This window comes from Candidatus Ozemobacteraceae bacterium (assembly GCA_035373905.1).
Lineage (GTDB): Bacteria > Muiribacteriota > Ozemobacteria > Ozemobacterales > Ozemobacteraceae > MWAR01.
Map to the genome: position 1 here is coordinate 20753 of DAOSOK010000032.1, position 13155 is coordinate 33907.

Here is a 13155-nt window from a genome sequence, read left to right on the forward strand (position 1 = left end):
AGACCGATGGATCAGAACGTCCGCCGCCGCAACGAGCTCGCGAACCGGGCCGGCATCGGCCTCAGCTACCTCGTGACCGGGGCCGTTGGCCTGCTTCTCGCGGCGATCGTCGGCTACCTCGTCTGGAATGGCTGGCCGCGACTTTCCGCGGGGTTCTTCCTGCAGCAGCCCGAGGACCTCGGCCGGGCCGGAGGCATCCTGCCGGTGCTCGTTTCGACCGTCCTTCTCGGCGGGCTTTCCCTCGCGATCGCCGTCCCGCTGGGGGTCTGCACGGCCATCTATCTGACCGAATATACGACGGAGGGAAAACTAACGACGGTCATCCGGTTCGGGGCCGAGTGCCTCGCGGGCATCCCGTCGATCATCTTCGGCCTGTTCGGCTTCATCCTGTTCGTCATCACGCTCGGCATGGGCTGGTCGATGCTCGCCGGCGCCCTCACGCTCGCCTGCATGGTCCTTCCCACGATCATCCGGACCGCGGAAGAGGCGATCAAGTCCGTTCCGGCGGGGCTTCGGGACGTCGGCTACTCGCTCGGGGCGACGAAATCCCAGGTCGTCTGGCACATCGTTCTTCCCCAGGCGCGGCCGGGCATCATGACCGGCGTCATCCTGGCCCTGGGCCGCGCCCTCGGCGAGACCGCCTGCGTCATCTTCACGACCGGCATCTCCCTCGAAATGCCGACCTCGCTGCTCGATCCCGGCCGGCCGATGGCCGTCCATTTCTACATCCTCGCCCGCGAAGGAATCTCGATGGAGATGGCGTACACGACGGCCCTGGTGCTGGTCGGCCTCATCCTGCTCGTGAACGTCGCCTCGGCGTGGTTCCTCGCGAAGCGGAGCACGTCATGACGACCGAGCGGGCCATCATGCTGAAAGCCGAGCAAGTTTCCTACGCCTACGCGCCGCCCCCGGGAAAGCCTGCGGAACCGGCGCTGACGGATATCTCCCTCGAGGTCGAAACGGGAACGGTGCTCGCCATCATCGGGCCAGGCCGTTCGGGAAAGTCGACGTTCCTCAGGTTGGTGAACCGTCTGCAGGAAGTGGCGCACGACGGAACGATCTCCGGCAGGATCCTGGTGAACGGCTTCGACGTCTACAGCCCCGCCTGCGACCCGTTCCGCCTGCGGCGCCAGGTCGCCTTCGCCTTCGACAAGCCCCGCGCCCTCGACATGTCGATCGCCGAGAACATCACGTTCGGGCCGCGCCTCGCGGGCATCACCGCGAAGGGTGACCTCGAGGCCATCGTCGAGGAGACCCTGCGGGCCGCCTTTCTGTGGGACGAGGTGAAGGACCGCCTCTCGCTGAACGCGAACCGGCTCTCGGGCGGGCAGAAGCAGCGCCTCTCGATCGCGCGTTCGCTGGCCCTGAAGCCGAAACTCCTTCTTCTCGACGAGCCCTGCTCGGCGCTGGATCCGATCTCGACCGCCGCGATCGAGCAGGCCCTGACGGAGCTGAAATCCCGCACGACCTGCGTGCTCGTGACCAACAATACCAAGCAGGCCGCCCGCGTCGCGGACGTGACCGCCTTCTTCCTCATGTCGCAGCTCGTCGAGATCGGCCCGACGGCGCGCCTATTCCGAAGCCCGGTCGACAGGCGCACCGACGACTACCTCTCGGGGAGGTTCGGCTGATGCAGAGCGTCGTCACGGCCCGCGGGCTCGACTTCTGGTATGGAACGTTCCATGCCCTGAAAAATGTATCGTTTGATATAGAAGAGAAACGCGTGACCGCGCTCATCGGGCCGTCCGGGTGCGGCAAGTCGACCCTGCTCCGGGTGTTCAACCGGATGTGCGACCAGGTTCCGGGGTCGCGTCTCGCCGGCTCGCTTCGCGTGCTCGACCGCGAACTCGCGGAGCCGGACTGCGACGTGACGGGGCTTCGGCGCGACGTCGGAATGGTGTTCCAGCACCCCAATCCGTTCCCGATGTCGATCTTCGAAAACCTGGCGTTCGGCCTGCGCCTCGCCGGAATCCATGACCGCACGGCGCTGGAACGGGGGGTTGAGGAGAGCCTGACGGCGGTCGGTCTCTGGAACGATCTGAAGGACCGGCTCGACGCGTCCGCCGTCGCCCTGTCGGCCGATTACCAGCAGCGGCTCTGCATCGCCCGCGCCGTCGTGATACGGCCGAAGATCCTCCTGATGGACGAGCCCTGCTCCTCGCTGGATCCCGTTGCGACGCAACACGTCGAGGAACTGATCGTGCAGTTGAAGCGGGAATACACGATCATCATCGTGACGCACTCGATGCAGCAGGCCGCCCGGATCTCGGACCAGACGGGCTATATGCTGCTCGGGGAGTTGATCGAGTTCGACGCCACGCCGACGATCTTCCGGCAGCCCCGCGATAAACGTACAGAAGACTATATTTCCGGAAAATTCGGCTGAGCGTCGAACGCCGGCCGTGGAGGATTTCGCGTGATCATCAAACGCCATATGGATATGGAAATGAACGAGCTGCGCGGCATGCTGCACGAGATGGGGCGCCGGGTGCTCGGCATGCTCGAGCGCGGCCTGAAGAACGTCGGAAGCGGCAGCACCGACGTCTATGATGCCATATTCGACGAAGAGGTCGAGGTGAACCGCCTGCAGATGCGGATCGACGACCTCGCCTGGAAAGTCATGGCGCTCTACCAGCCCACGGCGGGCGATCTCCGGGCGCTGATCGGCGCCATCAAGGCCGCCGCCGATCTCGAGCGGGTCGGCGACGAGGTGTGCACGATGTGCCGCCGGTCGATGTCGCTCGGGAAGAGTCCCTGGCACGTCGACCCGCCGACGCTCGTCGAACTGGGCGTCATGGTCCAGAGCCTGTTCAAGGACGGGCTGACGGCCCTGTTCGAGCCGACCGAAGAGCTGGCCGAGTCGATTTTCACCGCCGACGACGCGATCGACGACGCGTTCCAGGCCCTGTTCGAGCAGATAAGGGAACGGCTTCGGACCGAGCCCGACCACATCGACAGCCTCCTCGATTTCCTTTCGATGGGCCGCAGTCTCGAACGCATCGCCGATCACGCGACGAACCTCGCCGAGATCGCGATCTTCATGCAGAAAGGCCAGGACGTTCGTCATCACGGCCTCACGTTTTGACCCGGCACATGCACGAACGCATTGATGCGTTGCAGGGGCGGGTCTCAGACCCGCCCCTACGGGCAATGACGGGAGTGCGACGTGTATATGTCAAAATATAAATCAATGGTGATGCGATGAGCGGTCGGACGGCCGAAATCGTGAGCGTGGGGACGGAGCTGCTGCTGGGCGAACTGGTCGATACGAACGCGGCGTGGATCGCGGGCGAACTCCGGCGGCTTGGGTATTACGTTTACTATAAAACGACGGTGGGCGACAACCGCGGCAGGCTCGCCGAGACGATCGGCCGGGCGTTCGGCCGGGCGGATCTCGTCGTGGTCAGCGGCGGCCTCGGGCCGACCGACGACGACCTGACGCGCGAGGCGATCGCCGACGTGTGCGGCGCGGTTCCCCGGGAAGACCCGGAGCTCGTGCGTCTGCTCGAGGCGCTGTTCGCGGCGCGCAACCGCCCGATGCCCGCCGTGAACCGGAAACAGGCCTGGCTGATTCCCGGCGCCCGCTCCCTGCAAAATCCGATCGGAACGGCGCCGGGCTGGTGGGTCGAGAAGGACGGCCGGACGATCGTCGCGATGCCGGGCCCGCCCCACGAAATGAAGAGGATGTGGGAAGAGCAGGTGAAACCGGCGCTTCCGAGGGGGTCGGCGATCCTCTGGGACACGACCCTGCATACGATCGGCATCGGCGAGGGAAACGTCGCCGAACTGCTTGCCGAGTTCACCGCGCGGGCGAACCCCAGCGTCGCCACCTACGCCCGCCGGCACGGCGTCGACGTGCGGGTCGCAGCGGGCGCCTCGGACATCGATGAGGCGAAAATCCTCGCCGCTCCTGTGCTGGCCGAGGTCGAGCGGCGGATCGGCAGGTTCGTCTACGGCAGGGACGACGAAACGCTCGCGGGAGCCATCGGAACGCTGCTTCTCGCGTCCGGGAAAACCGTCTCCGTCATCGAATCGGTGACCGGCGGCCTCGTCGCCGACATGCTGACGGACACGCCCGGGGCCAGCAACTGGCTGAACGCCGCGATCGTCGCGTATACCAGGGCCGCAAAGGAAATGAACGGCGTTTCCGCGGACCTCCTCGAGCGGCACGGCTGCGTCGCGGATGAAACCGCACGAGCCATGGCCGAGGCGGTACGGCGGCGATACGGCACCGATTGGAGCATCGCGACGACGGGCGTGGCTGGCCCCGGGGAAACCGAAGGAAAGCCGGTCGGTCTCGCGTTCGTCGCCGTCGCCGGCCCCGCCGGAATCCGCTCCATGAAACTCGGATGGCCGGGCGAGCGCCGCCAGGTCAAGGAGCGAACCGCCAACGGCGCCCTCGGCCTGCTTCTGCGGGTTCTTCGCGGCGACAGCGAACCTTGATTCATGGTTCCAGCGACGATGCTGTTGTAATATGAAAATAGCTATATAATAATAGAGAGAGGGTGCGTGCATGGCGAAGACGATGAGATTGTTTTATTCGATCCCGGTGCCGGACGATGTGCGGTATGAGCTGCGCAAGGCAGCCGACTCCCTGGGGCCCGACTGGCGGCCGTCGACCGAAGCGCAGCTGCACATCACCCTGGCGTTCATGGGCGAGGTGCCCGAAGAAGACCTTGCCGAGGTTATCGCCGCCGGCGATCGCGTGACCGCGGGCATGGCCCCCTTTTCCGTCAAACTCGGCGATGCGGGCGGGTTTCCGAACGACAGAAATCCGCGCGTCTGGTTCATCCATGTGGAATCTCCGGAGCTGATGCACCTGGCCGACGCGTTGAAGCCGGGGGTCGCCCGCTGGGCCGATCCGAAACCGTTCAAGGCCCATCTGACCATTGCCCGGCCACGCTCATACCGGGCCGCCGGCCGACCGCTGAAGATCGACCGGAGCTGGCGCGTCGACAGGTTCGAACTTGTCCGAAGCACGCTCGGCGCCAACGGCGCATCTCATACGGTGGTTCAAGAGTTTCGTCTGACCGGTTGAGCGAAACGGGAGCCTCTTCGCCAAGTTGCGGCTGGAACGTCCTCGAAGGTCAGGATGTCTCTTTCGTTCTTTGCGCGAGGGGAAGGTTCAGCACCACCTGTGTTCCCGCATCCTCTCCGGTTTCGCGGGAAGAAATGGCGATCGAGCCGCCGTAACGCTCCACGAACATTTTCACTAGCGGCAGGCCGAACCCGGTGCCGCGTTCTCCGCGGGTTCCGGGGCGAGTGGTGACCGTGGCGGGTTCGAACAGATAGGGCATCATGGCGCTTGGAATGCCGATACCGTGATCGCGGATGATCAGCAACACGCGGCTTGCGCATGGTTCTATCGACACCACGATCCGGCTGCCGGGATGACTGAATTTGATCGCATTGCTGAGAACGTTCTGCAATACGCTGAACTGAAGCGAAACCGGCTCGGCCATCACCCGGATGCCGGAGCCGGTCGTGAGTTCGTACGTTTTCATCAGTTCGATGCCTTTTTCCTGCAGGCGGCCCTTGAGGGTTGCGATGGTTCGGTCGAGATACTCGGTCAGGTCGACAGCCGTCAATCGAAGCGAGATTTTTCCGTTGGCCGTCGCCCGAAGCAGCCGGACGTTCTCGACGATCGCCTGGATATCACTGGCGCAGGAATACATTCTCAGAAAATACTCGTGATCGGCCCCCTGGAACCGGTGTTCGAGAAGCGAAAGAATGCCCAGAAGCCCGGTCAGGGGATTGGCCACGTCATGCGTCAGAAGCGAGACCAGGGCGCTGTTGCTTTCGCTCGATTCGAAAAAATGCTGCTTCTGCTCCTCGGAACGGCGGAGCGATTCTTCCAGCTGCAACGCGGTCTTCTGGCGCTCGTCCATCTCCTGCTTGAGAGCCAGCGCCTGGTTGCGCAGCTGCTCTGCCATCCGCTCGATCCGGCGCGTGTAATCGATGTTGAACAGGGCCTGCGACACGAGCGGCGCCAGCCGCATCGCCCGAAGGACATGCTTGGCCGAGAAGAACCCGCGCTGGGAATGCAGACACACGAACAGCGCCGGAACGGGGTCGTGGCGCAGCAGCACGTGAAGTGCCGATGAGAAGGGGGCGCGGATCGATTCCGGCTGTTCGCGCCACTCAGGTATGGCGGAGATGTCGAAACAGGCCGCCGCTTTTCCGGAGAGCACTCGCCTCATCATGTCTCCGACCGTCCAGACGGAGCCGGCCAGCTCGGCTTTCGTGCTGATGACCGGCTGCAGGCCCCCGTCGCCATCGAGCGTCAGGATCAGGGCTTCCTCGAAGCCGATGATTCCCTTCAGCACTTCGATGAGCTTTTCGAACACCCGTTCGCGATTCCGAGGGTCGGACAACACGTTCAGCCCGGCCAGGATCGCATCGGACTCTGCGCGTGCCTCCGATTCCCGAACATTGGCGCGTTCGAGATCGATAAGGGTTTCCCGGAGGGCCTCGGCGTCTTCAAAGGAGACGGAGCGATGCGTGATGTTCGGTGTCCCTCCGGATTCCGTCATTCGGTGAACACCAGCAGGGAGACCATGAAATTCCCGTGCCGATTCTCTCCCCCGACGAAACAGCCCTGCTCGCCGTAGGTGAATGCACCGAGAAAAGGAACGTCGTCACCCAGGCCGCGCCGGAGGCCGGCAACAACGTCATTCATTCGCTCGCGAACGATGAACATGCAGCCGGCGCAAAACATGACCATCGCACCTGAGATCCGTCCCTGAAGAGGCGAGAGGGAGTCCACCGCCGAACGTGCCGCCCGTTCGGCGCGCTTGACCAGGCCTTCCTGGGTTCCCTGCATGAGCCAGACCTTTTCGTTCGGGGAGATCCCGGTAAACAGGGTCAACCCCCCTTCCCGGGTCATCGTTGCCGGGTGCGACAACTGGAAATAGGGTATCTCGCCGATCAGGCCGGCTACCCTTCCGAGCGGGTGCAGAGCCGTCCGCTGCATCAGGTTTCCGCCGGTTGGCAGGAGGTCCGCCAGGCGGTTGTCGAGCCACTCATTGTAGACGTGGGCAGCCTTCCGGCCATCGAGTTCCTGGATGGTTCTTCCCTCGCATCGGGTAATGACGGCCATTTTCGTCGTAGGGTCATACCCGCTGTGAAAGGAAAAGCCGATCTGACCGGGAGAAAAGAGCACCGCCACCACCGCCGCGTTCTCATGCACCCTGCCGTTGGCGAACTGCTTCCATTGGCCGGTCAGGTCGTCGTCTGCCGAACTGCCGCCGCAGATGGGAACGTTCGGCCCGAACAGGTCCTCCAGACCGGCCAGCACCTCTTCCTCGTGGCCGGGCGCGTTGGTGACCCAGACCATCGTCGGGATTTCCCCTTCGCGGTTCGCCTGTTTCAATGCCTCCCGTCCGGCGATCACACCGGTGGTTCGCGGATGTGCTCCGAGCGGCGCCATGCCGACGCCGTATGCCCCGTCGGGGTCGAACAGCGCCAGAAGTCCCATGCAGCGATCCCCCGTGCATAACGCCCCCCGGTGGGTCATGATCCCCTGGCAGGACGTGCCGCCGTGCATCGGGACGTCCGGGAAGGCTGCGGACAGCTCATTCATCAGCACGGTTTCGTCGTATCCGATCGTCGCGTAATAAAACAGAAGCTGAGGTTTTGTTTTCTCCGGGGTTTCGGTCGCGCGCACCAACTCCCGTATCGCCTCGAGCGAATCGGAATGCCGGGAAAATGCAACGATCGTTCTCATCGGAATTCACTTCTCACGTTCAGATCATTCTCTGTTTTCAGGATAGACTGCCTTTTCCCTCCGTGTCAATGTCCGGAAGGGGTACCATCGGCTGTGCCGCATCGATCGCCCCGCGTCGCGCGCTGAAAAAATATAATTATAGTTATAATACGTGCGCCTGGTTTCGCTCTTCTCGCCGTGATGCGGGACGTACCTTCCGCTCAACGGTCGCGTCGCGGGTGGCAGGGGCAGGAGAGGCGTGCAAGGGGAGCGGGGTCGCCCGTGCGGTTGAATGCGCGCAGGGCAGATTTGATCGATTCGTCGCACTTGCCGCAGCCGGCAGGAACCCGTTTCGGCTCGAGCCCTTCGTCGCTCAGCCCGACGACGGTCTCCCCGAGGGCGCTCAGGGCTATGAGCGTTTCCACGACGGCCCAGAGTGAAACAGCCTGGTACCGGCCGGCAACGTATTCTTGCTCGAGAGGGGTGCCGGGGGCGATGAATGTCGGCTGGAGGGCGACTCTTGCCGGAAGCGACAGCCGCTTTGCGAGGTTGAATATATATCTTCCGGTATTGACGGCATCGACGATCGCTGCCTCGTCATCATGAATGCCGATCGGCTTGAGAAGAACATTCGCGAGGATGCTTGCGCCTTCCGCGGCGAGAACGCTTGCCGCCCGTTCGAATTCCGCCAGGCCGAATCCTTTGTTGATGAACTTTTCACGGACGGTGTCGTTCGAACTCTCGAGCCCGATGCCGACTTCCAGGATGGCGTTCGGAAGAAGCCTGCGGGAGTCGGCGATCCGCTCCGGGGTGATGAACTCCGGTCGCGACTCGACGAGAATCCGGGCGACGGCCGTCTTCCCGAGCATGCCGAGAACGTGCGTCCGGACGTCGGGCGGCATCTCGCCGTCGGCAAAAAACGAGCCGGAGTTGTACAGGTCGACTTCGCCTATGCCGTCTAGGGCACCCGGAGCCCCGAAAACCGACTCTGCCTGGGCGATCAGGTCGGCCGGCGTCCAGGTCGAGTCGCCGAAGGTCATCGAGCCGAACCCGCACATTGTGCATCCGCCCCCGGGCCGTCTGGCATACGCGCAGCCGGGCGCGCGAAAGATGAAGATCAGCCGATCGGCAGGTTTCCCGAAAACCCGGGTCGGAACACGCTCGACCCAGGCCGGTTTTCGGGGGTCCGGAGGGCGGCTCACCGCTTGACGAGATACGAGCCGATCGCCAGGGCGTCCATTTTCGACCGCTTGAAACAGTCGATGGCGTGTGACGGGGTGCAGACGATCGGTTCGCTGATGTTGAACGACGTGTTCAGGACCATTCCGATGCCGGAAAGGCTTTTCATCTCCTGGAGCAGTCTTGCGTAGATCGGGTTCACCTCTGGCCTCACGACGTGGGCGCGGGACGTCGCGACGCGCGTGATGCCGTTTTCCTGGACGACGGCGGGGATCCGCTGGATGTCGCGCGGCTCCTTCACGGGGAGGGCGAGCAGCATGTATTCCGCCGCATCGAGATCGGTCGGCGTCCGCAGATGACGCGCCACGTCCTCGACGAGGACGCTCGGCGCGAACGGGCGGAAGCTTTCCCGTTCCTTCACTTTCGCGTTCAGCTTCGTGCGGATGTCGAACCGGCTCGGATCGGCGAGAATCGAGCGGTTGCCCAGGGCGCGCGGCCCGAACTCGAGACGGCCCTGGAACCAGGCGACCACCTTGCCGTCGTAGACCATCCGGGCGACGCGCGCGGGGAGGTTGTCGATCATGTCGCCGCGGAGGCCGGCGGCTTCGATGGCGGTCCTGATCTCGGCATCGGTGTATTCCGGCCCGAGATAGGTGTGTTCGAGGCGGGGGCGCTTCGCGTTTCCGAGAACATGGCACCAGAGGTGGCATGCCGCGCCGATCGCGGTTCCGCCGTCGTTCGCGGCGGGCTGGATATGCAGGAACTTGAACGGGGTTTCGCGCAGGATCCGGGCGTTCGCGACGCAGTTCAGCGTGACGCCGCCCGCCATGCACAGCGCGTCGAGACCGGTCTTCCGGTGCAGCAGCTTCGCGAGATGGACGAACACCTCTTCGGTGACGGTCTGGAGGCCCGCCGCGATGCTGGCTTCCTCATACCGGTCGATGATCGAGGTGCGGCGCGGCCCGAGCAGCTTCTCGATGCCGCTGAAATCAGGGGTGCGGAACTTCATGATCGAGTTGTCGACCGTGAAGCCGGTGTCGGTCAGTTGGATGATCTTGCGGAACTGGGCGGCGTAATCGACCCCCGAATCCTCGCCGATCGGGTCGGAAATGCAGGCGTAGCCCATGACCTTGCCGGGACCGCCGTAGACGTCGAAGCCGAGATGTTCCGAGATCTTTTCCCAGACGAAGCCGAGCGAGTTCGGGTAGGGAATCTCGATGAGCGGGGTCAGCTTGTTCCCTTCGCCGATGCCGAGCCAGGCGGTCGTGAACTCGCCGATCCCGTCGATCGTCAGAACGGCGGCCTTTTCATGTCGAGACGTATAGAACGCGCTTCCGGCGTGGCAGAGATGGTGGGGAAGGAAGTGAAACTCGGCCTTCGGGAAGCGGCGCTTCAACTCCGCTGCGGCTTTGTGAAGATGTGCGTGAAATGTGACTTCGCCTTCGGGCGTACCGAAATCGCCGGGCGGAATGCTCTGCTCGCCGAGGTCGCGGTTGGCCGCGAGGCGGGCTTCGGGGTCGAAGGAGAACGCGACGTGATCGACCTGGTCGGGCGTGATGCCGGCATGGCGCAGGGCCCACTCGATCGCTTTGTCGGGGAGCTCGTCGGCGTTGTCGACGCGCGAGCACTTGGCGTGCTTCACCCGATTGAACCGTTCCTCCTCGACCGCGCCGAGGATGACGCCGTCGCGGAGAAGGCAGACGGATGATTCGTGATACGCCGAGTTGACGCCAAGGATAATCGTTCCCATGCTTTGCCGTCCTCCATGATATAATAATAAATATATATATACGCAGGAACGCCGGCATCCCGATCGGGGAACCGGACATCTCAGCGAGCGGAACCACTATACCACCGATGGGGCGTCTCGGACCAATTCTCCGGGCAGGGTCAGCGAAGGTTGTCTTCTATGGCCCGGAATCGGCGGGCGGCGTCGACGAACGTTTCGAAGAGACGGCCGAACTCGGCTCGATCCGGGAGCATCTTCTCGGGGTGGAACTGGACCCCCGTGAAAAAGGGGCCGGACGTCGTTTCGATCGCTTCGACGATGCCGTCGACGGAGCTTGCAGTGATCCGAAGGCTGTTGCCCAGCTTCTTCACCGCCTGGTGATGATACGAGTTCACCTCGACGGTGGGTGATGACAGCAGTTCGGCGAGAAGGCTTTCCGGTTCGATCCGGATGGTGTGCGTGCAGATGGCGGAATGGCCGTCGATCCGCAACCGGTGCGGAACGCCGCTTTCCGATGCCGCCTGGGCCGGAATATCCTGCCACAGCGTCCCGCCGCGGAACACGTTCATGATCTGGTGTCCCCGGCAGATGCCCAAAACCGGGATCCCGCGCTTTTCGGCCGTTTCGAGCGCCGTCAGTTCGAACTCGTCGAAGACGCGGTTCACCTTTTCGAGCTTCGGGTGCGGCCGTTCCCCATACAGCATCGGATCGACGTCGTCGCCACCGGGAATCAGTAGTCCGTCGATCCGCTGAAGACGGGCGGCCGTTTCAGAGGCCGGATCCGACGGCGTGAGCGGAACGATCTCGGCGCCCCAGCTCGAAACCGCGTCCCGATACCGCCGAAGCAGCTGCGGGTCATCAGGATTGGACGGCGAATTCGCCGGCAGCGGCCTGATCGAGAGTATGCCGATGCTGGGAGTTGATCGGGAAATCCCTGATGATGCGTTGCCCACCGGTCCCTGCCGGCAGAAGAAAAAGGCGACGATCAGCAGCAGAATGACTCTCAGATAACCGTTGACGGAACTCCTGGCACTCGAACCGCTCATCGCTCTGTGCTCCGATTGATGGAGGAATGTATTCTTTCAGAGATGTACCACATATCCGCCAGGATGTACAGCGGCAGATGATGAATCGGCAGAACGATGATCGCCCCGGCCGTGGGCCGGGGCGATCGGGCGAAAACCGCGTTTTCTGTCAGTATCCGTAGGTTGCCTGGTGGAGGCTGTTGATCACCTCGAGGCGCTTGCGGGCCATTTCGACCTGGCGTTTATAGGGGGCGATATATTCCTCGATGATCTGCGTGCGCCGGTTCATGATGTCGTGATACCGGTCCATCGCCCGGTCCATCTCGCGGCGGTAGGGTTGGACGTACTCGTCGACGATCTGGGCTCGGTTCCGCATCGTGTAATCGTACCGTCTGCGGTTTTCCTCGACGGTGCGGCGGGCCTGGTCGATCAGTTCGGCCGAGGGCGACGCCTGCGACTGGAGACGCCGGAGTTCCTCTTCTGACCGCTGGACTTCGCGGCGGGCATGCTCGACGCGGCGTTCGTATTCGCGCTCGCCGTCGTACTGGGCCTGGCGATACCGCTGCTCGGCGCGGTCGTAGTCGCTCCGGGCGTCGCGCAGCATGCTCTCGTAGTTGCGCTCGGCCGCTTCCCGCTGCTGATTGAGCATCTCGATCGATGCGTCGTGCTGGCTCCGGGTGCGCGCCACGATGCCGAGGCTGGCAGACTTCGGATCGCCGTTTCCGGCGATGAGCGTGGCGGCCTTGGCGTAATCGGCCTTCGCGCCGTTGAAGTCATACTGGGCGTTCATGACGGCCTTCGACAGATACACGTCGGACAACCGCTGATTGAAGTCGGGGTAATCGCTGAATTTGCCGGGGTAGTTCCATGACTCGAGCTGGGCGAGGGCGGTGAGCTCGGCCGCGTTGCCGTCGATCAGCTCGACGACCTTGAACAGCCACTCGATCGCGTCCTTCATGCGGGTGTCGAGGCGGTAACAGTCGGCGATCTCGAGGAAATTCTCATCGGAGCGGGCCATTCTGAGCAACCACTGGATGGCCTGTTCGTACTCCTTCAGCGCCTTGTAACAGCCGGCGATGCGGCCGCGCACCGTGTCGTCCTGCCGGTCGATCTTGAGGTAATACTCGATGGCCTTCCGGTATTCGCCCTTCTTTTCGAGCGTCGATGCGACGTTGAAGACCATTTCCTGAACCTGCTTTTGAAGGTCCTTCATGTCGGAATACATTGACCTGATCGTCTCCGACGTCTCGGCGATCTGCTTTTCGAGAGCTTTTTTCTTGCTGCCCTGGAAGACGCCGCCGAAGCCGTCGAGCTTGCTTCGCTCGATATACAGCCTGTCGAGTTTGAGCTCGGGCTCGAGCAGTTCGGTCTCCTTCTGGATCAGCCGCTTCTCAAGGGCTTCGATATCGGACGTGTCGGCGGCGAAAAGGGTCGCGGGGACGAACAGAAGACCGGCGGCCAGGATGCTCAAGGTATAGCGTTTGATATTCATCGTTGTCCTTCCTCTCTTTCCCGGT

12 protein-coding genes are annotated in these 13155 nt (G+C 63.3%); 6 read left to right on the plus strand and 6 right to left on the minus strand.

The genetic code is table 11. From position 1 onward, the window contains the following. The first annotated feature begins 6 nt into the window (after window positions 1–6). From pstA to thpR, 6 genes are all read left to right on the plus strand, one after another. The gene (pstA, locus tag PLU72_15100; GenBank protein HOT29504.1) at window positions 7–849 is read left to right on the plus strand and encodes a phosphate ABC transporter permease PstA; all 843 of its coding nucleotides are present in this window, start codon (window positions 7–9) and stop codon (window positions 847–849) included. Next, window positions 846–1631, plus strand: a complete 786-nt coding sequence (locus PLU72_15105; protein HOT29505.1) for an ATP-binding cassette domain-containing protein — start codon at window positions 846–848, stop codon at window positions 1629–1631. The genes pstA and PLU72_15105 overlap by 4 nt, the downstream gene beginning before the upstream one ends. Next, window positions 1631–2386, plus strand: coding sequence for a phosphate ABC transporter ATP-binding protein PstB (pstB, locus tag PLU72_15110; protein ID HOT29506.1), 756 nt, complete (start codon window positions 1631–1633; stop codon window positions 2384–2386). Before PLU72_15105 ends, pstB begins: the two co-directional genes overlap by 1 nt. Window positions 2387–2416: 30 nt before the next feature. After that, the gene (gene phoU, locus PLU72_15115) at window positions 2417–3085 is read left to right on the plus strand and encodes a phosphate signaling complex protein PhoU (protein ID HOT29507.1); all 669 of its coding nucleotides are present in this window, start codon (window positions 2417–2419) and stop codon (window positions 3083–3085) included. 116 nt (window positions 3086–3201) lie between these two features. Next, a complete protein-coding gene (locus tag PLU72_15120) occupies window positions 3202–4443 on the plus strand; it encodes a competence/damage-inducible protein A (protein HOT29508.1) in 1242 nt (413 codons plus the stop codon). Window positions 4444–4525: 82 nt separating this feature from the next. After that, the gene (gene thpR, locus PLU72_15125) at window positions 4526–5038 is read left to right on the plus strand and encodes an RNA 2',3'-cyclic phosphodiesterase (protein HOT29509.1); all 513 of its coding nucleotides are present in this window, start codon (window positions 4526–4528) and stop codon (window positions 5036–5038) included. 49 nt (window positions 5039–5087) lie between these two features. Here the strand turns inward: thpR and PLU72_15130 are convergent, their stop codons facing one another. From PLU72_15130 to PLU72_15155, 6 genes are all read right to left on the minus strand, one after another. Beyond that, a complete protein-coding gene (locus PLU72_15130) occupies window positions 5088–6533 on the minus strand; it encodes a HAMP domain-containing sensor histidine kinase (GenBank protein HOT29510.1) in 1446 nt (481 codons plus the stop codon). Continuing rightward, window positions 6530–7726, minus strand: coding sequence for an FIST N-terminal domain-containing protein (locus PLU72_15135; protein HOT29511.1), 1197 nt, complete (start codon window positions 7724–7726; stop codon window positions 6530–6532). The genes PLU72_15130 and PLU72_15135 overlap by 4 nt, the downstream gene beginning before the upstream one ends. A gap of 200 nt (window positions 7727–7926) precedes the next feature. Further along, entirely contained in the window at window positions 7927–8763 is an 837-nt protein-coding gene (locus PLU72_15140; GenBank protein ID HOT29512.1) for a hypothetical protein, read from the minus strand. Window positions 8764–8903: 140 nt separating this feature from the next. Beyond that, window positions 8904–10634 carry a carbamoyltransferase C-terminal domain-containing protein gene (locus tag PLU72_15145; protein HOT29513.1) on the minus strand — a complete coding sequence of 577 codons (1731 nt, stop codon included), beginning with the start codon at window positions 10632–10634 and terminating at the stop codon, window positions 8904–8906. A 140-nt stretch (window positions 10635–10774) separates the two neighbouring features. Further along, on the minus strand, window positions 10775–11659 hold the full coding sequence (locus PLU72_15150; protein HOT29514.1) for a gamma-glutamyl-gamma-aminobutyrate hydrolase family protein: 885 nt from the start codon (window positions 11657–11659) through the stop codon (window positions 10775–10777). Window positions 11660–11807: 148 nt separating this feature from the next. Beyond that, on the minus strand, window positions 11808–13130 hold the full coding sequence (locus PLU72_15155) for a hypothetical protein (protein HOT29515.1): 1323 nt from the start codon (window positions 13128–13130) through the stop codon (window positions 11808–11810). Window positions 13131–13155: the final 25 nt, after the last annotated feature.